This window comes from Mycolicibacter icosiumassiliensis, assembly GCF_900078685.2.
Classification (GTDB): Bacteria; Actinomycetota; Actinomycetes; order Mycobacteriales; family Mycobacteriaceae; genus Mycobacterium; species Mycobacterium icosiumassiliensis.
Genome location: NZ_LT546170.1, coordinates 743438 through 767555, shown reverse-complemented (window position 1 = coordinate 767555; position 24118 = coordinate 743438). Strand labels below are relative to the sequence as shown.

At 67.2% G+C, this 24118-nt stretch carries 25 protein-coding genes and 3 pseudogenes; 19 read left to right on the top strand and 9 right to left on the bottom strand.

Features of this window, described 5'->3' with window-relative positions; translation table 11 throughout:
• A pseudogene (locus BN4346_RS48335) lies at positions 1-830 on the bottom strand (hypothetical protein); the annotation flags it as partial.
• Between the two features lie 335 nt (positions 831-1165).
• Here BN4346_RS48335 and BN4346_RS46240 point away from each other — a divergent pair.
• Entirely contained in the window at positions 1166-1435 is a 270-nt protein-coding gene (locus tag BN4346_RS46240; protein ID WP_407695160.1) for a hypothetical protein, read from the top strand.
• Here the strand turns inward: BN4346_RS46240 and BN4346_RS46235 are convergent.
• Together BN4346_RS46235 and pheA are read right to left on the bottom strand one after the other, a co-directional pair.
• Positions 1432-2121, bottom strand: coding sequence for a histidine phosphatase family protein (locus BN4346_RS46235; RefSeq protein ID WP_067976990.1), 690 nt, complete (start codon positions 2119-2121; stop codon positions 1432-1434). The genes BN4346_RS46240 and BN4346_RS46235 overlap by 4 nt on opposite strands.
• The gene (gene pheA, locus BN4346_RS46230; RefSeq protein ID WP_067976966.1) at positions 2118-2984 is read right to left on the bottom strand and encodes a prephenate dehydratase; all 867 of its coding nucleotides are present in this window, start codon (positions 2982-2984) and stop codon (positions 2118-2120) included. The genes BN4346_RS46235 and pheA overlap by 4 nt, the downstream gene beginning before the upstream one ends.
• 199 nt (positions 2985-3183) lie before the next feature.
• On the opposite strand from pheA, the gene BN4346_RS46225 reads away from it, so the two are divergent.
• Both BN4346_RS46225 and BN4346_RS46220 read left to right on the top strand, forming a co-directional pair.
• Positions 3184-4023: a DUF2470 domain-containing protein gene (locus BN4346_RS46225; protein WP_067976965.1), complete on the top strand. Its 840-nt coding sequence runs from the start codon at positions 3184-3186 to the stop codon at positions 4021-4023.
• Between the two features lie 85 nt (positions 4024-4108).
• The gene (locus BN4346_RS46220; RefSeq protein WP_067976964.1) at positions 4109-4861 is read left to right on the top strand and encodes a CPBP family intramembrane glutamic endopeptidase; all 753 of its coding nucleotides are present in this window, start codon (positions 4109-4111) and stop codon (positions 4859-4861) included.
• Between the two features lie 127 nt (positions 4862-4988).
• Here BN4346_RS46220 and BN4346_RS49590 read toward each other — a convergent pair whose 3' ends face one another.
• Positions 4989-7991: a glycoside hydrolase family 5 protein gene (locus BN4346_RS49590; protein WP_154677683.1), complete on the bottom strand. Its 3003-nt coding sequence runs from the start codon at positions 7989-7991 to the stop codon at positions 4989-4991.
• 194 nt (positions 7992-8185) lie between these two features.
• Here BN4346_RS49590 and BN4346_RS46210 point away from each other — a divergent pair, with 194 nt between their 5' ends.
• On the top strand, positions 8186-9364 hold the full coding sequence (locus tag BN4346_RS46210) for an LCP family protein (RefSeq protein ID WP_067976962.1): 1179 nt from the start codon (positions 8186-8188) through the stop codon (positions 9362-9364).
• 126 nt (positions 9365-9490) lie between these two features.
• Positions 9491-10027 carry a ferritin gene (locus BN4346_RS46205; protein WP_067976961.1) on the top strand — a complete coding sequence of 179 codons (537 nt, stop codon included), beginning with the start codon at positions 9491-9493 and terminating at the stop codon, positions 10025-10027.
• Between the two features lie 16 nt (positions 10028-10043).
• Here the strand turns inward: BN4346_RS46205 and BN4346_RS46200 are convergent.
• Positions 10044-10854 (bottom strand): annotated as a pseudogene (locus BN4346_RS46200) (glycerophosphodiester phosphodiesterase).
• 4 nt (positions 10855-10858) lie between these two features.
• Complete coding sequence (locus BN4346_RS46195) at positions 10859-11938, bottom strand: DUF4328 domain-containing protein (RefSeq protein ID WP_067976960.1); 1080 nt, start codon at positions 11936-11938, stop codon at positions 10859-10861.
• Positions 11939-12495: 557 nt separating this feature from the next.
• On the opposite strand from BN4346_RS46195, the gene BN4346_RS48330 reads away from it, so the two are divergent.
• From BN4346_RS48330 to BN4346_RS49335, 12 genes are all read left to right on the top strand, one after another.
• On the top strand, positions 12496-12654 hold the full coding sequence (locus BN4346_RS48330) for a hypothetical protein (RefSeq protein ID WP_167666273.1): 159 nt from the start codon (positions 12496-12498) through the stop codon (positions 12652-12654).
• A gap of 209 nt (positions 12655-12863) precedes the next feature.
• Complete coding sequence (locus tag BN4346_RS46190; protein WP_067976989.1) at positions 12864-13484, top strand: superoxide dismutase; 621 nt, start codon at positions 12864-12866, stop codon at positions 13482-13484.
• A 191-nt stretch (positions 13485-13675) separates the two neighbouring features.
• Complete coding sequence (locus tag BN4346_RS46185) at positions 13676-14221, top strand: peptidase (protein ID WP_067976959.1); 546 nt, start codon at positions 13676-13678, stop codon at positions 14219-14221.
• A 122-nt stretch (positions 14222-14343) separates the two neighbouring features.
• Complete coding sequence (locus BN4346_RS46180; RefSeq protein ID WP_067976958.1) at positions 14344-15033, top strand: TMEM165/GDT1 family protein; 690 nt, start codon at positions 14344-14346, stop codon at positions 15031-15033.
• Between the two features lie 341 nt (positions 15034-15374).
• Entirely contained in the window at positions 15375-15773 is a 399-nt protein-coding gene (locus BN4346_RS46175; RefSeq protein WP_067976957.1) for a helix-turn-helix transcriptional regulator, read from the top strand.
• A 65-nt stretch (positions 15774-15838) separates the two neighbouring features.
• Complete coding sequence (locus BN4346_RS46170) at positions 15839-16507, top strand: DUF6474 family protein (RefSeq protein ID WP_067976956.1); 669 nt, start codon at positions 15839-15841, stop codon at positions 16505-16507.
• Positions 16504-17181 carry a YcnI family protein gene (locus BN4346_RS46165; RefSeq protein WP_067976955.1) on the top strand — a complete coding sequence of 226 codons (678 nt, stop codon included), beginning with the start codon at positions 16504-16506 and terminating at the stop codon, positions 17179-17181. The genes BN4346_RS46170 and BN4346_RS46165 overlap by 4 nt, the downstream gene beginning before the upstream one ends.
• Positions 17182-17225: 44 nt before the next feature.
• The gene (locus tag BN4346_RS46160; protein ID WP_078058885.1) at positions 17226-17714 is read left to right on the top strand and encodes a copper resistance CopC family protein; all 489 of its coding nucleotides are present in this window, start codon (positions 17226-17228) and stop codon (positions 17712-17714) included.
• Positions 17715-17816: 102 nt separating this feature from the next.
• On the top strand, positions 17817-18290 hold the full coding sequence (locus tag BN4346_RS46155) for a hypothetical protein (protein WP_067976953.1): 474 nt from the start codon (positions 17817-17819) through the stop codon (positions 18288-18290).
• A 6-nt stretch (positions 18291-18296) separates the two neighbouring features.
• Entirely contained in the window at positions 18297-18770 is a 474-nt protein-coding gene (rraA, locus tag BN4346_RS46150; protein WP_067976952.1) for a ribonuclease E activity regulator RraA, read from the top strand.
• 12 nt (positions 18771-18782) lie between these two features.
• Complete coding sequence (locus BN4346_RS49340) at positions 18783-19166, top strand: type III PLP-dependent enzyme domain-containing protein (RefSeq protein ID WP_235653806.1); 384 nt, start codon at positions 18783-18785, stop codon at positions 19164-19166.
• Positions 19145-19537, top strand: a complete 393-nt coding sequence (locus BN4346_RS49335) for an alanine racemase (protein ID WP_235653805.1) — start codon at positions 19145-19147, stop codon at positions 19535-19537. The genes BN4346_RS49340 and BN4346_RS49335 overlap by 22 nt, the downstream gene beginning before the upstream one ends.
• Here BN4346_RS49335 and BN4346_RS46140 read toward each other — a convergent pair.
• Positions 19534-21006 carry a flavin-containing monooxygenase gene (locus tag BN4346_RS46140; RefSeq protein WP_067976951.1) on the bottom strand — a complete coding sequence of 491 codons (1473 nt, stop codon included), beginning with the start codon at positions 21004-21006 and terminating at the stop codon, positions 19534-19536. The two genes, BN4346_RS49335 and BN4346_RS46140, sit on opposite strands and share 4 nt — an antisense overlap.
• 76 nt (positions 21007-21082) lie before the next feature.
• On the opposite strand from BN4346_RS46140, the pseudogene BN4346_RS46135 reads away from it, so the two are divergent.
• Positions 21083-21717: pseudogene (locus BN4346_RS46135) on the top strand (TetR/AcrR family transcriptional regulator).
• Positions 21718-21724: 7 nt separating this feature from the next.
• Here BN4346_RS46135 and BN4346_RS46130 read toward each other — a convergent pair.
• Positions 21725-22147, bottom strand: coding sequence for a hypothetical protein (locus BN4346_RS46130; RefSeq protein ID WP_067976950.1), 423 nt, complete (start codon positions 22145-22147; stop codon positions 21725-21727).
• A gap of 99 nt (positions 22148-22246) precedes the next feature.
• Between BN4346_RS46130 and BN4346_RS46125 the strand changes: the two genes are divergently transcribed.
• Positions 22247-23095: an LLM class F420-dependent oxidoreductase gene (locus BN4346_RS46125; RefSeq protein ID WP_067976949.1), complete on the top strand. Its 849-nt coding sequence runs from the start codon at positions 22247-22249 to the stop codon at positions 23093-23095.
• Between the two features lie 352 nt (positions 23096-23447).
• On the opposite strand, the gene BN4346_RS46115 is transcribed toward BN4346_RS46125, so the two are convergent.
• Positions 23448-24056 (bottom strand): TetR/AcrR family transcriptional regulator, encoded by a 609-nt coding sequence (locus BN4346_RS46115; RefSeq protein WP_067976948.1) that lies wholly within the window; start codon positions 24054-24056, stop codon positions 23448-23450.
• Positions 24057-24118: the final 62 nt, after the last annotated feature.

The window sequence follows — 24118 nt, the reverse complement described above, 5'->3', positions numbered from 1 at the left end:
GTTCCCGCGGCACCGGTGCCGCCGTTACCACCGACGCCGCCCGCTCCACCGTCACCGAACAAGAAGCCCGCCGCGCCACCGACGCCGCCATTACCACCCGAGGTGTAGGCCGCGAGGGCGCCATCAAGGCCGTTGCCGCCGAGGCCACCGACACCACCGTTGCCCATCAGGATGCCGCCGTTACCGCCGCCGAAGCCGGCTGCAGCCGCCGTGCCGGCCTCACCGTCGAAGGTCGCGTTAGCGCCAGCACCGCCGACGCCGCCATTACCGATCAGGTACGCAGTGCCACCTTCAGAGCCGGCCAGCTGGCCGAGCGAATGGTCGTCGGGGTTGGCCCAGACAATGCCGCTGCCACCATCACCGAACAACCAACCACCGTTGGTCGCCGCCACCAGGTCGCCGTCGCTGTTCAGGTAGGCGCCGGCGCCGTCGCAGACCAGGCCGCACGCGCCACCGAAGGCAAAGAGCGGGTTGACGATGTCGAACAGCGGCATCACCATGTCGCCGATGCTGTGAATGCCGCCGTAGATGCCGCCGTAGATCTCCCACACGGTTTCGTTGATGAAGCCGAACGGGTCATCCGGGAAGCCGTAGTCGGCGGCGGGCATCGGAACGTCACTCAGCGTCAAGTCGCTGATGTCAAAACCCAGCGGCTGCAAGAGCGCGTCGAACATCGTGTCGAGCCCGAAGTCGAAGTCGACCTCCGCGTGCGCCGCCGGCGTAACGGCCAACGGGGTCATCCCCAGTGCCAGAAATGCCCCGACTGCGGTGCCTGCGGCAGCTGCGCGCCGACGGATCTTGCTCGAACGAGCGCCGTGACCTTGAGTCATTTGCTGATTACTCCCCTGTTTGTTTCTTCGGCCGACGTGCGACTGGCCTTTCTCAGCAAGCATTAAACCAGTAGCTAGGTGGGTTGGCCGCCTTAAGGTGGCCAGTTTCGGTCGCGATCACGGCCTCAACCTGGACCAAAGCGCACGGCTTCCTGCGGATATAAGAAATTTAAAAAATTTTCGTGCGAGCAAGATCACTTCTCAAGCTCTCAGGAAACCTGGGAGGTCCGACCTATCCCGCGGCCAAACAGTAATGATTACCTATATATTGACGTGCGGAATCTATGCCGGAGAGGCGGCAGGACGCCCGGTAAAATGAACTAGGGAGCGCCCAGGTGGAGCAGCGTCGGGTGCCCGACACGCTTCGAGAACAGGCCGCGAACAACGATCCGTGGTGGATGATGGCGCTGATGACCAACACCGTCGAATGCCGAGACTGCCGGGCGGGGCTGGAGCACTGCCACGGCACCCTCATCCACCACGTACAGCAGGCTGCGGAGTGCACCGAGGACGGTTGCCCGGGCGAGGTACTGCCACACTCGTTCGCGCTGGACTGCGAGGCGGTCGGGTGCCGCTGCGCGCAGGTGTACGCGCTGGCCGTCTAGCCCATCGGGTCGGTGTCAGACCGCAGCGCGTCGCCGACGGGATCCGGGTGCGGTTCGGGATAGAACGGCGGCGTCAACGAGCCCCACTGCACACAGCTCCACCGGCCGTCGGTGATCGGGGCCAGCACCACGGCGGTGGCGTTCTCCAGGTGGTTCTCCAGCACGAAGCTGCCGTCCACACCCGCCAGCGTCGCTGCCGCCAGGCGAATCGCCGCGCCGTGGCTGACGACGACGATGTCCCCGGTCCAGTCGTCATCGTCGAGGTAGCGCATCCGCAGGTCGGTGACGACCGGTAGGTAGCGGTCGAGCACCTGTTCGGCCGACTCGCCGCCGGGCAAGGCGACTCCCGGCTCGCCGGAGTGCCAACGTTGATAGATCGCGTTGAACTCGGCGATCGCTTCGTCGTCGCTGCGGTTCTCCAGCTCACCGGCCTGTACCTCGTGGATGCCGTCGAGCGCGCGGGCGGTCACGCCGAGCCGGCCGCTGATCTCCGCGGCGGTCTGAACGGCGCGGGTGGCCACCGAATGGGCGACCAGAATCGGACGGTGGATGCCCTCGGCGGCGAACGCCCTGGCCTGGTCACGGCCGAGCGGGGTCAGCTCCGAACCCGGTGGGCGGGTGTCGAGTCGACGGTCGACGTTGCCGTAGGACTGCCCGTGGCGCAGCAGCACCAGCCGCCCGCTCACGAGACCGCCCCGCATCGAGCCGCGGGCCCGATAGGCCAGGAGCCCAGGTAACGGACGTCGGCGCAGCTGCGGCGCAGGGCCTGCAGCGCCTCGGCGACCGCTTCGTCGTCGATGTGTCCGACGCAGTCCAGGAAGAACAGGTAGGTGCCCAGCTCGGTGCGGGTCGGCCGGGACTCGATGCGCGTCAGATCGATTCCTCGACTTCCGAACTCGGTCAGGGCTGCCGCCAGCGCTCCGGGCGCGTTGTCGAGGCGCAGCACCACCGACGTTCGGTCGGAGCCGGTGCGCGCCGGCGGCGACGCCGGGGGGCCCACCAGCACGAAGCGCGTTCGGGCGTTGGGTTCGTCGATGACACCCTCGGCCAGCGTCACCAGCCCGCGCTGCCGAGCAGCCAGCGCGGTACTCACCCCGGCATCCACCTCACCGTCGTAGACCTGCTGCGCCGCAGCGGCATTGGAGTTGGCGGGTACGATCTGAGCCCCGGGTAGGTGCTCGGCTAGCCAGCGCCGCAGCTGGGCGCCCGCCACCGGATGGGCGGCCACCGTACGAATGTCCGCCTCGCCGCGGCCCGGCGCGACAACGACCGAGAACGAGACGTCCAGGGCGGTTTCGGCGAATATCTGTAACGGCGACCCGACCGCGAGCCCGTCCAGGGTGGGCGTCACCCCGCCCTCGATCGAGTTCTCGATCGGCACACACGCGTAGTCGGCGGCGCCGGAGCGCACCGCCTCGAGCGCGGCCGGCGTGCTCTCGGCCGGCACCGGTTGAAGGTCGGCGCCGGGAACCCGTCCGGCGCCCGTCAACGCGAGCAGCGCCGCTTCGGTGAAGGTCCCCGCCGGGCCGAGATAGCTGATGCGGGTCACCGGACAACCCTATCGGCCGCGGCCCGCCGACGCGCTCACCGGCGGTGCGAGCGCGAAGTCAGCTACACGTTCGCCCCTCGAAGGTGCCGCCACCGTCACGTTCGGCGGGAGGCGGCAGCGCGATCGGATTCCGCCATTCCTGTTGCGCCCATCGGGGTCATTAATTAAGTTAGGCTTACCTCACTTCGAAAGGTGATTGATGGCCCCGACTACAGCAGCAACCGTCCCGACGTCCGCCGAGCGGATTCGCAGCGCCTGTATCCGGGGTCAAGCCCTCTTGGCGATCGCCGACGCCGCAGACGCCGCACCGGTCAACGCACCGGTCTGCCACCTGCTGCGGGACGGATCTCTGGTGGTCGCGGTTCCCGTCGAGGACCCGGTCGCGCAGGCCGCGGCTGAGTCCGGCGTGCAGGCGATGCTGGAGCTGACCGATCATGCACCGCTGCAGCTGCGCGAACGAGTGCGTGCGCTGGTGTGGATCCGGGGCCTGCTGCGCCCGGTGCCCGACCGCGAGATCTCCATACTCCTTGACCGGATCGCGGCGGTGGACCCGAATCCTGCTCTGCTCCAGGTGGTCTCGCCGCGCTCGGTATCTCACTGCCGCGATGGGGGCGCACCGGACAGCAGCGATTCCGATGTCGACTACGCCCTGCTGCGGCTGACGCCCGAGTCGGCGGTGCTGGCCGACGCCTCGGGAGCCGAGGCGGTCGACGTGCATGAGCTGCTGGCCGCCCGCCCCGATCCGTTCTGCGCGATCGAGGCGCATTGGCTGCAGCACCTGGACTCGGCGCACCCCGACATGGTCGCCCGACTCGCCGCCGCCAAACTGCCGCCGCAGCTGCGCCGCGGACAGGCCCGCCCACTGGCCGTGGACCGCTACGGCATGTGGTTGCGGGTGGAGGCCCCCGACGGGGACCGCGACGTCCGGCTGAGCTTCCCGCGGCCGGTCGAGGATGTGCTGAGCTTGAACCGGGCGGTGCGCGCACTGATGGGCTGCCCGTTTCTCAACGGGCTGCAGGCCCGCCGCCAGGAGCAGTAGCGGCGATTGCAAGCGTGGCGAAGCCGGGCGAAGCAGGTCGCCGCCATAAGCCCAGCCATCAACCCGGCGGCTACCGTGGCTCAGTGTGACCGAGCCCCAGGCCCCGCGGCGTGCCCTGCGCCTGGAGATCATCCTGGTACTGGCGGTCACCTACGGACTCAGCGCCGTCACCGCGATTCTGCAGCTCGCCGACGCGGTACTGCGTGACCTCAGCGCCCAGCGGATCGCCCTGAACCCGCGCCGGTCCTACTTCGACCTGATCGACCTCGGCCTCAATGCCGCCTGGGCCGTACAGCTGATCGCCTGGGGTGCGCTGGCTATCTATCTGTTGTGGCGCAGCGGCGTCGGGCCCGCCCGCATCGGGCTAAGCAGTCGGCCCAGCCGCACCGACCTGGCCGGCGCACTCGGTCTGGCGGCTCTGATCGGACTGCCCGGCCTGGGCCTGTACCTGCTGGCACGGAGCCTGGGCCTCAACGCCGACGTCATTCCCGCGGCGATCAACGACACCTGGTGGCGCGCTCCGATGCTGATCGTGATCGCGTTCGCCAACGCGTTCGCCGAGGAAGTGATCGTGGTCGGCTACCTGCTGACCCGGCTCCGGCAGCTACGGGTTTCGCCGCGCGTGGCGCTGGCCTGTTCCGCCCTACTCCGCGGCGCCTACCACCTCTATCAAGGTTTCGGCGCCGGGCTGGGCAATGTCGCCATGGGCCTGGTGTTTGGCTACACCTGGCAGCGCACCGGACGGCTGTGGCCGCTGGTCCTGGCGCACGCGCTGATCGACACCGTGGCGTTCGTCGGGTACGCGCTGCTCGCCGACCATTTGAGTTGGCTGCATTAGCCGCGCGGTCGGATGCGGCGGTCCAGCTTCGGCTCTCCTGCGTCGAGCCAGCTAACCGCTCGGTCGGATGCGGCGGTCCAGCTTCGGCTCTCCTGCGTCGAGCCTCGCTAACCGCCGGCGACCGGGCTCACGGGGCCATCGCCGTGGAGTAGCTGAACGAGAAGACACCACCCGAGAACGACCAGCTGTTCGGGATTCCGGCGATCACCTGCGGGTACGGCTGGGCCAGCGCCGCCACGATCGGCTCGTCGACGTTGCTGCCGGTCGGCGGCAGGTTGGTGTTGTGCACCAGCGAGCCCGCCTCGTTGGTGTAGCCCCAGTACAGCCAGCCGAACATGTGGGGGTTGATCGAATTCAGCTGGCTGGCAATGGTCGGGATGTTGTGGGTGGCGCCGAATTCGGTGACCACTGCGGGGACGTCGTAGCGGTCGCTGTACTGCTGTGCGCCGTCGTTGATCCAGCCGTCCCACAGTGAGCAGCCGGTGGCGCTGCCGCCGCCGAGGGCGTCGAAGATGCAGTAGTCGTGGAACGCGAAGACGGCGTTGTCGTCGTCGACCTTGCCTAGGTGGGTGAACCCGATTGCGTTGCCGAACAACACGTTCGGCTCGTAGTACACCGTGGTGCTGGAGTCCACCGACCGGATCGCCGCGATCACCTGGTCGTAGAAGGGCGTCAGCGTCTGGGTGTCGAAGTGCGAGTCGCCGAGCAGGCTGCCCAACCACGACGCGCCGGGCCACGGCTCGTTCATGATCTCGTAGCCGACCACGCCGGGGGTGCCGCCCAGGTAGTCGGCGACGGTCTGCCACATCCGGGCATAGGCGTTCTGCAGCCCGATGCCGTCCGCCTTCTGGTTGTTCCAGAACGCATCCCAAGCCTGATTCTGCGCCGGGTTGAGGGCGTAGACGAACGGGAACGGATGGCCGGTATCGCTGTCCTTGGGGTTGAACAGTGTCGCCCAGTCCGGCGCGCCCTGGCCACCGATCTCCTGGTTGTAGAGGTCCTGGTGCATATCGATGACGCTGACGATGCCGTGCGCCTTGAGAGCGGCGATGGTCTCCCTGACCGATTCCAGGTAGGCGAAGTCGTACACCCCGGGCTGCGGCTCAATCTCAGACCAGTACACGCCCAGCCGCACCGAGGTGAAGCCGTTGGCAGCCAGGAATGCGGCGTCGTCGTCGCCGAAGCCGTTGCCGCCGGGGGTGAACGGAGGCGACTTGTACACCTGGTTGACACCGTGCAGGATCACCACCCGGCCGTCCATATCCACGATCCATTGACCGGCGGTGCCGAGTTCTGCCGGAGCCTTCGCCGGGGAGCCCTCCAGCGTGCCGAAGTGGCCAACCGCGCCGTGAGTGCCCATCGAACCGGCGACGCCGCCGGCCCCACCCAGGGCGGGCAGATCACCCTGTGCTTGGTAGACGCCGTTTCCGGCATCTCCGCCGTCCCCGCCGCTGCCGAACCACATCGAGCCGTTGCCGCCGTCACCACCGTTGCCGCCGATGTGGCTGCCGTCGCCGCCGTCACCACCGGCGCCACCGATACCCAGCATCCAGCCGATCCCAGCGCCGCCGGCGCCACCGACGCCGCCGTTCAGTCCGTCGCCACCGTCACCACCGGCGCCACCGACGCCCATGTACCAACCACCGGTCCCGCCGACACCACCGGCCCCGCCCTCGCCGCCGGCACCGCCAGCCCCGCCGATGCCGAAGAAGCCGCCCGCCCCCCCGGCACCACCGCCACTGGCGCCGTTGCCGCCGTCGCCGCTGGCCCCCCCAGATCCACCGTTGCCGGCGTTGCCGGCACCGAGTGCGTTCCCACCCTTGCCACCGTTACCGCCATCTCCCCCATTGCCGCCGTATCGCCCATCCACATACTTCTGGTCACTGGTACCGTTCCCGCCTGCGCCACCCCTACCCCCTGAGCCACCGGCGCCGCCACTACCCGATCCTTCGGCGGTACCACCGTCGCCGCCGGCACCGCCTTTGCCACCGTTACCTCCGTTGCCGTATGCGGTCCCATTTGTGCCGCCCGCTCCACCCCGGCCGCCGACACCGCCGGCACCAGCGTTACCGGAGCCCGTTGAGCCACCGCCGATTCCGCCTGCCCCCCCTTGGCCTGCAGCACCGCCGTCTCCATTAGCGCGGCCTACACCACCGGTACCGCCGCCGCCTCCGACACCTCCGGCGCCGCCATTGCCGGCATTTCCTGATCCGGTGGTCTGGCCACCGGCACCGCCATTGCCGCCCAAGCCGCCGGTTCCTCCGGCGCCACCGCTGTTGCTGGTAACGCCTTCAGCCACGCCGCCGGTTCCCCCGACGCTCCCAGCGCCCCCGGCGCCACCATTTCCGGCATGCCCTGTTCCCGTAGCGGCACCGCCATTACCGCCGGTACCGCCGGCACCGCCGATTCCTCCGCGTCCTCCGGTTCCGCCAACATGGCTTACATACTCATGCCCGATGCCACCGATACCTGCGGCACCGCCTGCGCCTCCCGCGCCGCCGTCCCCACTATTTCCATCAAGCCCAGCGCCCACTGCCCTGCCGCCAACACCGCCGTTGCCGAAGAATCCGGCCGCTCCCCCGGCACCACCGACACCGTTGACCTCGGTGTTGTCCCAGCCGGCCCCGCCATCACCGAACAGCCAGCCCCCCGCGCCACCAGCGGCAGACTCCGCTGTACCCGCCGCACCGTCGCCGAGCATCTGGCCCAACCCCAGCGCCTCACTGAAGTGGTTGGCCCCGTCGACGATCGGCGCCAACCAAGAGCTGTTGACCAGCCAATCGATACCGGCGTACAGCGGGGTGTACACCCAGTTGTCCATCAACGTCGTCGGGTCCGGGAGGACGAAGCTCGCCGACCCCACAGCCGCGCCGGCCAGCACGTCGTCCCAGTGGGCCGGGTCGAAGAACGCGTCCCAGGCCGCCGGGCTGAACACCGCATCCCAATCCAGCGCGCCAGTAGTCGCATCCACAAAGGGCGCCACCGCCATGTCGAACACGTCGCCGAAGCCCTCGGCGGACGCCACCGGCGCCGATGCCAGCGGCGTCACCCCGAACGCCAGAAATGCCCCCACCGCCGTGCCCAGCCCGGCAACCCGACGATTCCGCTTCGTGCCGCACTGACGAGTCATCTGCGGGTAGACCCCTCTCCATGGTCGCTTCGGCGACTGATGTGGCCAAGATAACGATTTCTTCGGAGAATTACTAATAACAACTGAGAAAAATGCGGAATGGAGGTTGCGGGCTGCGGATCTTCGGCGTCCACGACACACCTGGACTGGCCGCGGAGATCGCCCTGCCGCCGCTCGATACGTAGATTGGGCAGGTGAACGGCGATCGCGGGCCGGGCCAGCCCTGGCACCTTCCACCGCCGCCGCGTCGTGAACCGCCGCCGTTGTTGTACCGCGACCCCCGTGGCCGGCCGGTGACGCCGGCGCCAGCGCCGCGGGTCATCCAGCGACCGGCACCCCCGCCGGCACCGCGACCGTCGGCGCCGCGTCCTCCCACGCCGCGTCCCCGCGCCACGCGGCAACCCGCCTCGCGCCGACGGCGATCTTGGCCACGCCAACTGCTGGCGCTCGCCCTGCTGGTGGGCTTGTTCGGCACTGCGTCCCTGGTCGGCGCCGCAGCCTGGCTCGACACCGCGCTACAACGGACCGCGGCATTCTCCGATTACGCCGACCGCCCGACACCGGGTCTCGGCACGACGTGGCTGCTGGTCGGTTCGGACAGCCGCGCCGACCTCACAGTCCAGGAGCAGCAAGACCTGAGCACCGGCGGGAACATCGGCGACGGCCGCACCGACACCGTGTTGCTCGTCCACCTGCCCAGTCCGGGATCGGAGTCGCCGGCCACCGTGGTTTCGCTGCCGCGCGACTCCTACGTCACGATCCCCGGCTACGGCAAAGACAAGATCAACGCCGCGTACCCCCTCGGCGGCGCTCCCCTGCTGACCCGGACGGTGGAGCAGGCCACCGGCCTGCGGCTGGACCATTATCTCGAGATCGGATTCGGCGGTTTCGCCGCGCTCGTCGACGCCCTCGGCGGCGTCACCCTGTGCCCGGACGAACCGATCGACGACCCACTGGCCGGACTGAATCTGCCGGCCGGCTGCCAGAACCTGACCGGTGCGACCGCCCTGGGCTATGTACGCAGCCGAGCCACGCCGCGCGCCGATCTGGACCGGATGGCCCACCAGCGACTGTTCCTGTCGGCACTGCTGGCCCGCATTGCCGATCCGGTCGTCTGGCTCAATCCGCTGCGCTGGTACACCGCGCCACACGCCGCCGCACGGGCGGTGACGATAGACGACAGCTCCGGCGTCATCGACCTGGCGGCCCTGGGCTGGGCGCTGCGCGGCACCACCACCACGCTGACCGTACCCATCGGCGAGTTCGTCTGGACCGACGTCGGTGACGCGGTGGTTTGGAACCACGCCGAAGCCGCCCAGTTATTCGACGCATTGCGTCGCGATACACCACCCACCCCGAGCACCGACAATTAAGTCAAACCTAATTTCGTCGCGCGATTGCGCAATTTCAGCGTACCCTATCTTTACTTAGGCAACGCTGACCTGAGTAAGCCAGACCTTGGATGCGGACCCCCGCTGACCAGGGGTAGCATCGCGTTCATGATCGAGACCGACAGCCATAAGACGAAATTTCACGCGCTGCTTCAAGAGCAGATCTACCACGAATTCACCGCCGCGCAGCAATACGTCGCGGTCGCGGTTTATTTCGACGGCGAGGATTTACCACAATTGGCGAAATTCTTTTACGCCCAGGCCGTCGAGGAACGCAACCACGCCATGATGCTGGTGCAGTACCTGCTCGACCGTGACATCCGCGTCGAGATTCCCGGCGTCGACTCGGTACGCAACCACTTCGACGCCCCGCGGGATGCCCTGGCGCTGACGCTTGAGCAGGAGCGGACCGTCACCGAGCAGATCAGTCAGCTCACCAGCGCAGCGCGCGACGAGGGCGACTACCTCGGCGAACAGTTCATGCAGTGGTTCCTGCGCGAACAGGTTGAGGAGGTGGCCGTGATGACCCAGCTGCTGCGGGTCGCCGAGCGTGCCGGGCACAACCTGTTCGAGTTGGAGACCTTCGTCGCACGGGAGATCACCGTGGGCCAAGAAGCCGGCGCACCGCGTATCGCCGGCGGGTAAACCTCTCGCCCGCCGATCAGCCCGCCCGCAACCGCGCCTTGGTTCGGGCGGGCTGATTCGTCGCAATCCACGCAACCCCGACATCCCTACAGAAGTCGACGTCCTCGCTGCGGTCGACGGTCCAGCAGTACAGCGCGCGGCCCCGCGCGGCGGCCTGGTCTACCAACTCCGGATGTTCCCGCAGCGTCGCGATCGACGGGCCGATCGCGGTGGCACCGACCGTGGTCGCCGCGCCCCTGCTGCCGACGGTGTTGCTCGGGTCGGGTGCCCGTTATCTGGGGCGCGGCCCGGCGAATCCGCCACACCGCCGCCGCGGAGAACGACATGACTACTGCCCGCGACCGCGAGGCCGATGCCGGCGCGGCGAGCCCAAATCGATGCAACAGCGCGAGCACCTCGCGCTCCACCATCGAGCCGTAGCGCACCGGGTGCTTCGTCTCGATGAAGATCTTCACCGGCCGATGCCAGTCCAGCACCAGCGCAACCAGCGCGTCGAGAGTAAGTAGGCCGGTGTCGCCGATGCTGCCGGCCTCAGGTGAATTGGTTTGCCCGCCACTGTGCCAGGCGCCGTAGTCGAGGCGCTGCAATTGCAACAGTGTCATCTCGCTGACCACCCCGGCACCACTGGAGGTCCGATCCACCCGCCGATCGTGCACACAGACCAGGTGCCCGTCACTGGTCAGCCGCACATCACACTCGACGCCGTCCGCCCCCTCCTGCAACGCCAAGTCGTAGGCAGCCAGGGTGTGTTCCGGGCGGTCGATGGAGGCACCGCGGTGCGCGACCACAAACGGGTGCTCCGAGACGACATCGCCGGCCGGTGTCATGGGCTTATGCTGCCGGTTCCCGTCCGTCGGACTCAAGGACCGGGGCCGGTGTCGTGGCATCTTCCGGCTTTGGCGCGACGGCAGGATCCGGCGGCGACACCGCGGCGGTATCGCGGCCGTCGGCCACCACCACCCAGTGGTGGGCTGGCCGGCCCATCGACCGCCGCTCAAATCCCTCGACTACCCGGGCCGCCGTCACCACAGCTGCCAGGCCGAGGAGGTAAGCCACCACGGTCGCGACCATGTTATTGGCAATGCCCTGGGCCCCGCCGGCCCAACTGGTGGCGGTGGCGAAGATAGCGACCGCAGTGCTGGCCGCCCACACGGCCCACCACACAATGATGGGTTTGCGCAGCCGCTCCAGCCGGTCCTCCCGCTTGGCCAGCTCCATGACAAAGACTGGCGCCCAGGCCAGGTTGACCACCGGCACCAAGCACCCCGCCCACACCGCCCAGGCCGGGCGCGTCTCGGGCAGATGCAGTCGAGCGAAGGCCACCGAACGCCGGGCGAGCAGCCACCTGGTCAACACCACGGCACAGCTGACCACCGCCGCGATCGCGGCCAACCCGGCCAGCCGGCCCAGCCACACCGCGCCACCGGCGATCAGGGGGTTCAGCAGCATGGTGCGGTTGATGATCATCAGCACATAGATCAGGGCGTGCACCAGGGCCGCGACACCAAGCGCGGCGACCGCAGCAGCGAGCGTCTTCTCCAGTGAGCGCGCCGTTGGCGCCTGTCGCTCCCCCGGTTTCGACTGCGCCGCAGCGCGAATCGGCCCGCCCATCAGCGTCCAGCGGGGCATCACCGAGTAGCGCGGGGTGGGGCCGAGCGGGCGCCGTACCGGCGATTGCGGAGGCGGCGGGCCGGGCCGCACCGCGATCCAGCGGTAGCCGGGACCCAGCCGTGGCGGCGCTTCCCCCGATGCTGGAGGCGGTGCGGGGGGCCCGGGTTGGGTCCACTGCAGCTCGGCTTCTTGCTCGGGTGTGAGCGGCGCCCACAGCGCACCGTTGCAGCGTGGGCACCAGGCCCGCTGGCGGTCGCGCACGTTCCACCGCGTGTTGCAGCGGGAACACACCTGAATCACCGCCCCAGCCTAGCGGCGACCGCAAGGTCAGCGGAGCCGACCGCAGTCGGGTCGACGCCCTCAGTCCTGCGGCGACCGCAAGGTCGGCGAGCATCCTCAGGCACGCGGCGACCGCAAGGTCAGCGCAGCCACGGCCAGAGCCCTCGGTAAACGGTGTCGAAGACCATCCCTATGGCCCGCTGGCGATCCGGCAGCTACCTCCGGCTATCCACAGTTTCCACAGGTTTATCCACATACCCGTCGACGGTCACACGGGGCGTGATGTGCTTTTTACATACCGAAAGACGCATCGGTTGTGGATAACGCAGCGTGATCGACACGGACCGACTAACAGTGTCGAGCGAAATCGCTTGATCGGCTAAGCAGCGACTTACCACCCACACTCAACGGCCGGCATGCCCCGGAACGCATCAGTGCAGGTAAGTCGGGTTATCTCAGTGAATTTTTCCACTGGGCGGACAAAGCGCTATGATCGCCGTCACAGAACGGATGTGATGCGCCTCACGTAGGTGGGCGCACGGTGAAGTTGGGGGCACAGGGATGCTGAGGACAGGGGAATGACGGCACGGCCGATCGGACCCGGGCCCGTCGCAGCGGCGTCGGGCTGGCATGCGGGATCGTCCACTTATAAGCGCGCCTACTTACTGGCGTCGCTGCGCGCCGGCGTGATCGCACTGGTGCTGCTGACTTTCCTGCTTGTGCTCGTCCTGACCTGAACCGCTGCCTGAGCATGGTGAGCGGCTGACGCCTTGCGTTAGCTCCACCCGTTGTTGCGGTACACCCGGCGTTGGAGCAATGTGGTTGAAGGTGGCCCCACCACACCGCGACCGTGCTGGGAGTGGGGTGCCGCTAGACCGTGAACGCCTGTCGACAATGATCAACGGTGATCGACACCGGATCAGTACTGACCGAAGGAAGGAACCCCGTGGCCGACTACACCTTGCCGGACTTGGACTGGGATTACGGAGCCCTTGAGCCGCATATCTCGGGTCAGATCAACGAACTGCACCACAGCAAGCACCACGCTGCATACGTGGCTGGCGTCAACTCCGCAGTGGAGAAGCTCGCGGAGGCTCGAGCCAACGACGACCACGGCGCGATCTTCCTGAACGAAAAGAACCTGGCCTTCCATCTCGGCGGACACGTCAACCACTCGATCTGGTGGAAGAACCTGTCCCCCAACGGCGGTGACAAGCCGACGGGCGAACTGGCCGCGGCCATCGACGACGCCTTCGGCTCGTTCGACAAGTTCCGTGCGCAGTTCACCGCGGCCGCCAACGGCCTCCAGGGTTCGGGCTGGGCGGTGCTCGGCTACGACACCCTGGGCGGGAAGCTACTGACCTTCCAGCTCTACGACCAGCAAGCCAACGTGCCACTGGGCATCATTCCGCTGCTGCAGGTCGACATGTGGGAGCACGCCTTCTACCTGCAGTACAAGAACGTCAAAGCCGACTACGTCAAGGCGTTCTGGAACGTAGTCAACTGGGCCGATGTGCAGTCGCGTTTCGCGGCCGCCACCTCGAAGACTTCGGGGCTGATCTTCTAGCCGCACTGCCGGCATGGTGGGGTGTCGCGCCGTTGGCGTGGCGCCCCACTTGCTTTTCACCGTTTCGTTATCCGCCACTTCGCCGTGTCACCTTGAATCCGCTGTGCGGGTGCCGCATGCTGCCAGACAACCCACCCGCTGAAATGCGAGCAGGCTCAGCCGATAAGCCAGAATGTCGCGGAGGGTGCGCGATGGAGACGACAGGGTCCGGAGGGTCCGGCCGGGCGATCGAAGTCGCCCCGTTTCACTCCCGTGGCGAGCTGCACGGCTTCGTGATCTTCGGCCGCTGGCCGGATTCGACCAAGGAATGGGCACAGCTGCTCAGCATCGCCGTGCGAGTCGCTTCGATGCCCGGATTGCTGCCCACCACAACAGTGTTCGGCACGCACGAGGAACTCCCCGACAATCCCGGTCCAGGCACTGTCGGATTGTTGCTGGCCGAAGGCACCGTCACCGGTGAATCGGCGATCGCACCGGGGTACTTCGCCGGCCGCCAACCCTCCGCGCTGCTGATGCTGCACCCGCCGTCGGAGACCGTTCCCTCACTACCCGAATGCCGAGGCGCGGCTTCTGGCTGCATATTGCTGCCCGGTCTGCCCTACCTGGGCCTGGAGCACCGGGCGGCCTGGGTCGAAGCCGAATCCGACGGCACCGTCACCTCGATGGTGAGCCGGGTCGGTGTTGACCCGGTCAGCCATCCCGACACCGCGATATTGGCCATGCTGCTTGCCGCATAAAGCAATTCACGGTGGTTTGTGCGGTCACCGGATCATAGAATTCGGGCCGCCGAAATCCCTTGTCGGCTGGCGGCCGGGCCTGGGAGTCACTAGCCTCGGCAGCTGACGAAAGGGCGTCTCGCATGCTTGCCGCCATGCTGATCAGCCTGGGCGTGGTCTTCCTCGCCGAACTCGGCGACAAATCGCAACTGATCACCATGACCTACGCGCTGCGGCACCGCTGGTGGGTGGTTCTCAGTGGGGTGGCTATCGCGGCTTTCGCCATCCATGGCATCTCAGTCACGGTGGGGCACTTTCTCGGGCTGACATTGCCGGCCCGCCCGATCGCCGCCGTCGCCGGCGTCGCCTTCATCGGTTTCGCGGCGTGGACGTGGCGCGAGGGAACCAACTCCGCGCCCGGCGAAACCGCCGTCCGCGAGCCTCGATTCGCACTGTTCGCGGTGGTGTCTTCGGTGCTGTTGGCCGAACTCGGGGACAAGACGATGTTGGCGACGGTCGCGCTGGCCAGTGACCGCAACTGGCTGGGCGTGTGGCTGGGCGCGACGATCGGGATGGTGCTGGCTGACGCGGTCGCGATCGCGGTCGGGACGGTACTGCACCGGCGATTGCCCGAACACTTGCTGCACGCCGCGGCAGGACTGCTCTTCCTGGCATGCGGCTTGTGGATGTTGTTCGACGAAGCGCTGGGATGGCGTCCGGTGGCCATCGCCTCGGTCGCCGTATTGGTGTCGGTGGCATTGGGGTCCGCGCTGTGGCGGGCTTCCCTTCCCCGTTCCGGACAGACCGCCGGAGACGATTCCACCACCCGTTAGCAAATCCCGCCGTCAGCTCAACACACGGTGGAAACTTCACTTCACCGGAGGGCCGTCCAGCAGTGAGGACCAACGGACCGGTGTTCGTGGATCTCTTCGTTCGCCGACGCCGACGCAATAGTGCTTGGTACGACACGAAAATCCGGCCACAGCGATCTCTACGGTGAGCCGAATGAACTGCACCCAGCCCGATCTCGTGGCCCAAGGTCGAATTCGCTACGGAAACACCCTTGGTTGTGTCGGTAACTATCGCTACGATGATCAGCAAATCATCAGGCGCTACCGCTCGCCCCTCGCGGAGCGCCTGTCGGCCGCCTGCCTACCCCCTGGAGGTCCTATCGATGAGCGCGACGTTCGCTGTCCGCTTGAATCGCCTTTTCGATGTGGTCTATCCACCCGGCCGCGGACCGCATACGTCCGCCGAGGTAATCGCGGCACTCAAAGCGGAGGGCGTCACGATGTCGGCCCCCTACCTCTCTCAGTTGCGCTCGGGTAATCGGACGAACCCCTCCACCGCCACCATGGCAGCGCTGGCCAACTTCTTCCGAATCAAACCGGCGTTCTTCACCGACGACGACTACTACGCCAAGCTTGACGCCGAGTTGTCGTGGCTGGACAGCATCCGCGACGCCGGGGTACGGCGCATCGCGACCCAGTCCGTCGGGCTCTCGCCCGAGGCCCAGGAGGACATCTTGGCCCGCATCGATGAGCTCCGCCGCAAGGAGCACCTCAGCGACTGAGGCGCCGGCACCGCGGATTAGGGTGGCTTGATCGGTTCCAGCGAGACACCGGGGAGGCGGCCGCGATGGGCCTGTTCAGAAAACGAAAGAGCCGCGCGACCCGGCGTGCCGAAGCACGGGCGCTGAAGGCCGGCGCCAAGCTTGAGGCACGACTGGCCGCCAAGGGTGAGGCGAAACGCTTCAAGGCCAGCCAACGCGCGGAAGCCCGTGCACTCAAGGCCCAGATCCAGTCGGACCGCAACCGCGACCGCACCGCGCGCAAGGCCGCTGAAAGCCAGCTCAAAGCTGCCCGCGACGGCCGGATCCTCTCGCCCGCCCGCATCCGCCGGACGCTGGTGGTCAGCAGAATGCTGGCGCCGGTCGTAGTACCGCTGGTGTACCGGGCCGCGATGGCGGTGCGCGGCCTGATCGACGAGCAGCGAGCCGCCCGGCTCGGGGTCCCGCTCGCTCGTATCGGCGAGTTCTCCGGACCCGCAAGAAACACAGCCCACCTCTCGGCGCGTATCGCCGGAGCAGAGAAGACCATGCGCCTGGTGCAGGACCGCAAGCCCAAGGATTCCGAGACCAAGCAGTTCGTCTCGGCGATCACCGAACGGTTGTCGGACCTCTCGACAGCCGTGACCGCCATTGAGACTATGCCGGGAGATCGTCGCCGAGTCGCCTCCGCCTCGATCAGCGACCAGCTCGATGGGATCGATGCCGACCTGATGGCCCGCCTGGGACTGCCCTCATGAACGCCCGTACGTGCGCCACAGCACTGGCCGCGGCGATCACCGCAGCGTCCTTGGTCGGCGCCGCGCCGGCCTGGGCACATGTGCACGCCAGCAGCCCCGGCGCGGTGCGCGGCGGCGTTGCGATGGTCACTTTTGAGGTCCCCAATGAGTCGCCGAGTGGTTCTGCCACAACGGAACTCACCGTGACGCTGCCCGACGTGGCCTCGGCTCGCACCGAAACCAAGCCCGGCTGGACAGCGCGCCTGGACCGCGACCCGAAATCCGGGGCGGTGCGCGCGGTGACCTGGACAGCCACTGCTGGCGCCGGCATCGGCGCCGACCAGTTCGGGCTGTTCCGGATCGCGATGCGACTGCCCGACACCGAGACGGTGAACTTCCCGTCGGCACAGCGGTACGCCGACGGCACCGAGGTGCGTTGGGACCAAATCCCCCCACCCGGCGGCGGTGAGGCGCAGCACCCGGTGCCCACTCTGCAGCTGGGGACCGGCCCGGCATCGGCAGCCGAACACCACGCGCAGCACCCGGAGCCGGCGGTCTCCGCCGGCCCGGCGCCAGAGGCGGGATCGGAGGCCGGCGAGCAGCGCGCCGACAATGCGGCTCGGCTGCTGGGCGGCGCCGCACTGCTGGTCGCTGCGCTGGCGGCCACGATCGCCCTGGGTAGGCGGCGGGCGTGAGGCGGGCGCCGCGCGTCGTACTGGCGGGCGTCTTTGTGCTGGGGATGCTGTTCGCGGCCACCGGGGTGGCCGCCGCGCACGCCGTGCTGGTGTCGACGGACCCGGCGCGTGGCGCGGAACTGTCGCGTGGGCCGGAGCGGGTCAGCGCCACTTTCAATGAGCAACTGCAGTCCGACTTCGCGGCCATGACGGTGGTGGGGCCCGACGGGCATCTGTGGTCCACCGGGGACACCCGGGTGGACGGCGCGGTCGCCAGCGTCGCCGTGCGTCCGTTGGGGCCCACCGGCACCTACACGGTCCACTATCGGGTCACCTCCGCCGACGGGCATGTGGTGTCCGGTTCGTGGCCGTTCCAGCTGACGGTGGCCGGCACTGGGGAGCCCGGCCCCGCGGTCACCGACCGCAACGACGCGCCCCCTGCCATCCCGCGCCGCTACGCCGACCCCCAGGGTGACCTGCCGATTTGGCCGTTCGTTGCCGGTGCGGTGGCGCTCGTCGGGGCCGGTGTGTGGTTCAACCGGCCTCGATCCTGACTTTTGGCTAGCAGTCACCGCTGGCAGATGCTGGCATGATGGGAACGTTGCCGGTGAAGCCCAGTTGATCTGAGACGAGAACCCCGCCAGAGGAGCAGCCGTATGACCGAACCGCAAGGCCAGCCCGACCACGAATCCGCCGCTGCGGCCGAGCCGGTTGCGCCGGCTGGAGCTGACCTGCCGGCCGAGTCGCCGGCGCCGGCGCCGCAGAAGACTCCCGCTAAGAAGGCACCCGCCAAGAAGGCCCCGGCTAAGAAGGCCACTGCTAAGAAGGCTCCGGCCAAGGCCGCCAAGAAGGCACCCGCGAAAAAGGCACCCGCCAAGAGTGCTCCCGCGGCGCCTGCCCCGGCCCCCACGGTCCCCACTCCGTCGGCGGTCGCCGCCAACGGCTCGGGCCACCTCGCCGAGGGCGCCAAAGAAACGGCCGCCCAAGCGAAGTCCACGGTGGAGACGGCGCGCAACCCGCTGAGCCCGCCGGCGTCAGGCCGTTCGCCCGGTCCGCTGCTGGCCGCTGGAATCCTTGGCGTGTTCGCACTGCTGCTGCTTCGCCGGCTGCGGCGTGCGCGCCGAGGCTGACCGGCGGTGACCGCACGCTTCCGACCCACCGCCGACCTGGTCGACGAGATCGGTCCCGGCGTCCGCAGCTGCGACGTTCAGTTCCGCCAGCTCGGCGGCCGTACGGAATTCGCCGGTCGCATCAGCACCGTGCGCTGTTTCCAGGACAACGCGCTGCTCAAATCGATGCTCTCTGAGCCCGGCGACGGCGGGGTGCTGGTGATCGATGGCGGCGGCTCGCTGCACACCGCGCTGGTCGGTGACGTCATCGCCGAGCTGGCCCGAAGCAACGCCTGGGCAGGGCTGATCGTGCACGGCGCGGTACGTGACGCTTCGACCCTGCGCACCCTCGACATCGGTATCAAGGCGCTGGGCACCAATCCCCGCAAGAGCACCAAGACCGGCGACGGCGAGCGCGACGTCGTCGTCGAGTTCGGCGGCATTGCCTTTGTGCCCGGTGCGATCGCCCACAGCGACGACGACGGCATCGTCGTCGTCTAGGCCAGCACACCGATGGACGCCACCTTGCGGGCGCGCTGGGAACATCTCCGCGCGCGCGTCGACGACGCGTGTCGCGCCGCGGGGCGTTCGCCCGAGGAAGTCGCCGTGCTGCCGGTGAGCAAGACCTTCGGTCCCGAGCTGATCCGAGAAGCCTTCGATCTGGGCTTGCACCGGTTCGGCGAGAACAAGGTCCAAGAGATCAAGGACAAGGCGATGGCTTTGGTCGGCCAGGTGCCCGACCCGGGGATCGACTGGGTGATGATCGGACACCTGCAGACGAACAAGGCCGGCGTGGTGGCGCGGCTGGCTGCCGAGGTGCAGTCGCTGGACCGGTCCAGACTGGCCGTGGCGCTGGACCGACACCTGCACGCCCGGTGTCGGGGTCAACTGCGTTGATCGCCAGCGTCATCGACGTGCTGGTGCAGGTCAAGACCTCCGATGAGCCGAGCAAGTACGGTCTAGATCCCGACCAGCTGCTGCCGTTCCTCGACGAGCTGGCCGGCTACTCCACCATGCGGGTCCGAGGTTTGATGACGCTGGCGATCAACGCAGATGACCCCGACACCGTCCGCGGCTGCTTCCGCCGGCTGCGCCAGCTACGCGATACCGCGGCCGAACATGGCCACGACGTGCCGCGCTTGTCGATGGGCATGAGCGGCGACTTTGCCCTGGCGATCGCCGAGGGCGCTACCGAAGTACGGATCGGGACCGCGCTGTTCGGGTCCCGACCCTACCCCGACTCCTACTATTGGCCGGAAAACGGCTAGACGCTCACCGGCGCCCGGTGCTTGCTGAACTTCAGCGACTTCTCGTCCACCTTGCCGCGCCGGATGATCCGCACGTCCAGTAGATAGTTCTGCTTGAGCCGCCACGGAAAGCGGTCGCCGGCCTGAGGCAGATAGTCCAGCGCCCGCAGCACGTATCCCGGGGTGAAGTCCATCAGCGGACGCTCCTCCACTGTATTGCCGGGATGCTGCGGCACCACGGTGTCGAAACCGTTGGTGTCCATGTAATTCAGCAACCGGCAGACGAACTCGGAGACCAGGTCCGCCTTCAGGGTCCAGGACGCATTGGTGTAGCCGACCGTGAACGCCATGTTCGGCATCCCGGTCAGCATCAGGCCCTTGTAGCACATGGTGTCGTGCAGTTCTATCGGCTCACCGTTACGCCGGATCTCCGCGCCACCGAACAGCTGCAGGTTCAAACCCGTTGCGGTGATGATGATGTCGGCGTCCAGCTCCGCACCCGAGTTCAGCTTGATACCGGTCTTGGTGAACGTCTCGATGGTGTCGGTGACGACGTCTGCCTTGCCGCTGCGGATGGTCTTGAACAGGTCGCCGTTGGGCGCCAGGCACAACCGCTGATCCCACGGCTTGTAGTCCGGGCCGAAGTGCTTTTCGACGTCGTAGCCCTCCGGCAGCCGACGCTTGGCCATCGTCAGCAACGTCTTACGCATGAATGCGGGGAACTTCTGGGAGAGCTGGTACTGGCTGGTGGAGAAGCCGATCGCCTTCCAGCGGTTCACGAAATGTGCCGCCCGCGCCGGCAGCAGCTTGTTGGTCTGCTCGGCGATTGGGTCCACCAGAGGCAGCGATCCCACGTAGGTCGGCGTCCGCTGCAGCATGGTCACATGGCCCGCGCCGGCGTTCACCAGCGACGGGATCAGCGTCACCGCGGTGGCTCCGGAACCGATGACGACGATCTTCTTGCCGGCGTAGTCCAGGTCCTCCGGCCAGTGCTGCGGGTGCACGATGGTGCCGCCGAAATCGGCTGCGCCGGGGAACTCCGGCGAGTAGCCCTCGTCGTAGTTGTAGTAGCCGCTGCACGCGAACAGGAACGAACAGGTGATCTCCCGGGTCCCCCCGTCCGCCTGTGCCACGGTCAGCGTCCACTGATTGTCGGCGTCGGACCAGTCTGCCGCCACCACCCGCTGGCCGTAGCGGATGTGCTGGTCGATGCCGTTCTCGGTGGCAGCTTCGCGGATGTAGTTCTTGATCGACGGTCCGTCGGCGATCGCCTGAGCTGAACGCCACGGCTTGAACCGGAAGCCCAGGGTGAACATGTCGGAGTCGGAGCGGATTCCCGGGTACTTGAACAGGTCCCAGGTGCCGCCGAGGTCCTCGCGACGCTCCAAGATCACGTAGCTCTTGTTCGGGCAACGGTTCTGCAGGTGCCAGGCCGCGCTGATACCGGAGATGCCGGCGCCGACGATCACAACATCGTGGTGTTCAGTCATGGCGCCAGGTTATCAACGGTGTGTTGAGTCAGTCAACACCCTGTTGATTAAGTCGACATCGTGTAAAGTGGCCCCCATGACCAGCCCAAATGCGACCCGCCATGGACGCCGCGGGACGCGGCCGTCCGGGGACGATCGCGAGCAGGCGATCCTGGCCACCGCCGAACGGCTGCTGGAGCAACGTCCGCTGGGCGAGATCTCCGTCGACGACCTGGCCAAAGGTGCCGGAATCTCGCGGCCCACGTTCTACTTCTATTTCAAGTCGAAGGACGCGGTGCTGCTCTCGCTGCTGGAGCCGCTCATCGCGGCGGCCGACTCGGAGTTCATCGGGGCGGTGCAACGGCTGCCGACCGACCCGCGCCGGATCTGGCGCAACGGCATCAAAGCGTTCTTCATCGCGTTCAGCTCGCACCGGGCGATCGCCGGGCCGGCACCGAGGCGCTGTCCACCAGCCCGGAGTTCCGGGCGACGTGGAACGCTTTCATGCAGAAATGGATCCGCCAAACCGCCACGATGATCACCGCCGAACGCGACCGCGGCGCCGCCCCAACGACCATCGACGCTCTGGATCTCGCGACGTCACTGAATCAGATGAACGAGCGCACGATGATGGCCGCGCTGATGGCCGAGCAACCGTCGGTGCCGCACGATCAGGTTGTCGACACGCTGACTCACGTCTGGGTCAGCAGTATCTACGGCCAGGCGTGCTGAGGCACCCTCAGAACTGGGCAGCGCCGAATCCGGCCAGCAGCACCGAGAAGCCACCGATCTCACCCAGGATGAGCAACACCATGCCGATGCGCAGGAACCAGCCGCCTGACTCGAATTGGTTGGTGGTGTCGCGTAAGGCGCCGTGCAGCATGTAGCTGCCTATCGCGGTGACAAAGAAATACACCACCACCATCGCCGCGGTCAGGTTCACCCAGGTCGGCCAGCCGCTGAGTTCGACGAACACCGCGACCAACAGGGTGGCGAAGGAGTACATCAGCGCCGCCCGATGTGCGATGTCGACGTAGACGTGCGCCCTGTGATCCTTCGACGTGGCGATCTGCTGGTACTTCCATACCCCCAACAGCAGGGCCAGTAGAAATATCAGGCCGGCCGACAACAAGGTCACCTTGGTGTCGATGCCCAGATTCATAACCACCGGGTGAGCCTACTGCCCACCGCCAGGGATTTCGCAGCTCCCACAAAGAATCGCCCGCTGGGTTCATGGCGGCGACCCGCTAAGCTCGGCGGGATGCGCTTTGCGTTCAAGACGTCACCGCAGAACACCACCTGGGCCGACATGCTGGCCGTCTGGCAAGCCGCGGACGACATCGACGTCTACGAGTCCGGCTGGACCTTCGACCACTTCTACCCGATCTTTTCCGATCCGACCGGACCGTGCCTGGAGGGCTGGACCACCCTGACCGCCTTGGCCCAGGCGACCACCCGGCTGCGAGTGGGCACGTTGGTGACCGGCATCCACTACCGCCATCCCGCCGTGCTGGCCAACATGGCTGCCGCGCTCGACATCATCTCCGGCGGACGATTGGAGCTGGGCATCGGCGCGGGCTGGAACGAAGAGGAGTCGGGCGCCTACGGGATCGAGCTGGGCAGCATCTCCGAGCGCTTCGACCGCTTCGAGGAGGCCTGTCAGGTCCTCATCGGCCTGTTGAGCGCGGACACCACTACCTTTTCCGGCAGCTATTACCAACTCACCGACGCCCGCAACGAGCCCAAGGGACCGCAGCGCCCACACCCGCCGATCTGCATCGGAGGCAACGGCGAGAAGCGCACGCTGAAGATCACCGCGAAATACGCCCAGCACTGGAACTTCGTCGGCGGAACACCTGCCGAGTTCGCCCGCAAGCGCGACGTGCTGGCCGCGCATTGCGCCGACATCGGGCGCGACCCGAAGCAGATCACCTTGTCGGCGCATCTGCGGTTGCAGCCGGATCTCGATTACGGCCGGGTAATCGAGGAAGCCGCAGCGCTCGGCGCCGAGGGCTTGGATCTGGCGATCGTCTATCTGCCGGCGCCCCATGACCCGGCAGTTCTGGAGCCCTTGGCCGACGCGATCCGTGCATCCGGGTTACTGGCGTAGATTACGAACTGATAACGGTCAGCAAACTCTTCGCGGAGACCCACGCCCGCGGGCGTGAGCAGACCTATGTCGCGAAGCGCAAGAGTTCGTCGGAGGTGATCAAGCGTTCGTGTTTGGCCGGGAACTCTCGACTTCGACGCGGATGTCGCAGCAGTGACCAGGCCATACGGCCCATTCGATATCGGTATATCGGGTTGATGTACACGGCGCTGACCCCCGCCCCGGTTCGGACCAGATTGGAATAATGCGGACCATGTTAACACGTTGTTAACGCGGATCACATAGCTGTCCATTAGACACCCGCCGCATGGCAAACAAAACCCGACTCGCCGAAGCTTGATACAAAAGTTGCTTAAGTGATATGTGGGACTGTTGACGTGATTCCCTCGGCCGCCAATCGGCGAGCCCGGACGATCGGCGCGACAGACCGTTCGATTTTAGAGCCGACCAGCGCGCCGTCATAGAGCAACTGAAGGTCACCTGCCCGCTCCGACGCATCGGCAACGCCGACTTGAGCGAGTAGCCCCGCCAACGTCGTATGCATCCAGCGGCGATGAGCCACCACCGGCTCGAGGTCGGTACCGGCATACGCGCCGGCCGCGTTGACGTACAGGCATCCGCGGTAGCGGCGCTTCTTGGCAGCCGCCGCGGCCAAGTCGAAGAACAGCAGGATCTGCTCGACGGGGTCGTCCAGCCGCGCCGCGGCCCCGTGGTATCGCTTGCGATCAGCCAGATCCAAAGCAGTCAGATAGGCCAGCACGAGCGCTTCCTTCGAGCCGTAGAGACTGTAAAGACTCGCCTTCGCCACCCCGGCTTCGGCCAAGATACGGTCGATACCTACTTCTCGAATATCTTGTGCTGCAAAGAGTTCCGTTGCCGTTTCGAGCAGACGCTGCGCGGGAGGCGCAGTGCGCGTGGCGCGCGGGGCCTGCTCTCGGCCCGGTCCCGTGGTGCGCGTCATGGCAGCAGAGTAGCCCAGTCGCTTCGATAGACAGGGTTGTCTATCGCTGGCACCGTCGTAGT

Excerpts from the sequence above, each read along its gene's own strand:
- BN4346_RS46225 (WP_067976965.1), top strand. The coding sequence starts at position 3,184 with ATGGCCCCGACTACAGCAGCAACCGTCCCGACGTCCGCCGAGCGGATT.
- BN4346_RS49590 (WP_154677683.1), bottom strand. The coding sequence starts at position 7,991 with ATGACTCGTCAGTGCGGCACGAAGCGGAATCGTCGGGTTGCCGGGCTG.
- BN4346_RS46205 (WP_067976961.1), top strand. The coding sequence starts at position 9,491 with ATGATCGAGACCGACAGCCATAAGACGAAATTTCACGCGCTGCTTCAA.
- BN4346_RS48330 (WP_167666273.1), top strand. The coding sequence starts at position 12,496 with ATGACGGCACGGCCGATCGGACCCGGGCCCGTCGCAGCGGCGTCGGGC.
- BN4346_RS46185 (WP_067976959.1), top strand. The coding sequence starts at position 13,676 with ATGGAGACGACAGGGTCCGGAGGGTCCGGCCGGGCGATCGAAGTCGCC.
- BN4346_RS46180 (WP_067976958.1), top strand. The coding sequence starts at position 14,344 with ATGCTTGCCGCCATGCTGATCAGCCTGGGCGTGGTCTTCCTCGCCGAA.
- BN4346_RS46175 (WP_067976957.1), top strand. The coding sequence starts at position 15,375 with ATGAGCGCGACGTTCGCTGTCCGCTTGAATCGCCTTTTCGATGTGGTC.
- BN4346_RS46170 (WP_067976956.1), top strand. The coding sequence starts at position 15,839 with ATGGGCCTGTTCAGAAAACGAAAGAGCCGCGCGACCCGGCGTGCCGAA.
- BN4346_RS46165 (WP_067976955.1), top strand. The coding sequence starts at position 16,504 with ATGAACGCCCGTACGTGCGCCACAGCACTGGCCGCGGCGATCACCGCA.
- BN4346_RS46160 (WP_078058885.1), top strand. The coding sequence starts at position 17,226 with ATGCTGTTCGCGGCCACCGGGGTGGCCGCCGCGCACGCCGTGCTGGTG.
- BN4346_RS46155 (WP_067976953.1), top strand. The coding sequence starts at position 17,817 with ATGACCGAACCGCAAGGCCAGCCCGACCACGAATCCGCCGCTGCGGCC.
- BN4346_RS49340 (WP_235653806.1), top strand. The coding sequence starts at position 18,783 with ATGGACGCCACCTTGCGGGCGCGCTGGGAACATCTCCGCGCGCGCGTC.
- BN4346_RS46140 (WP_067976951.1), bottom strand. The coding sequence starts at position 21,006 with ATGACTGAACACCACGATGTTGTGATCGTCGGCGCCGGCATCTCCGGT.
- BN4346_RS46130 (WP_067976950.1), bottom strand. The coding sequence starts at position 22,147 with ATGAATCTGGGCATCGACACCAAGGTGACCTTGTTGTCGGCCGGCCTG.
- BN4346_RS46125 (WP_067976949.1), top strand. The coding sequence starts at position 22,247 with ATGCGCTTTGCGTTCAAGACGTCACCGCAGAACACCACCTGGGCCGAC.
- BN4346_RS46115 (WP_067976948.1), bottom strand. The coding sequence starts at position 24,056 with ATGACGCGCACCACGGGACCGGGCCGAGAGCAGGCCCCGCGCGCCACG.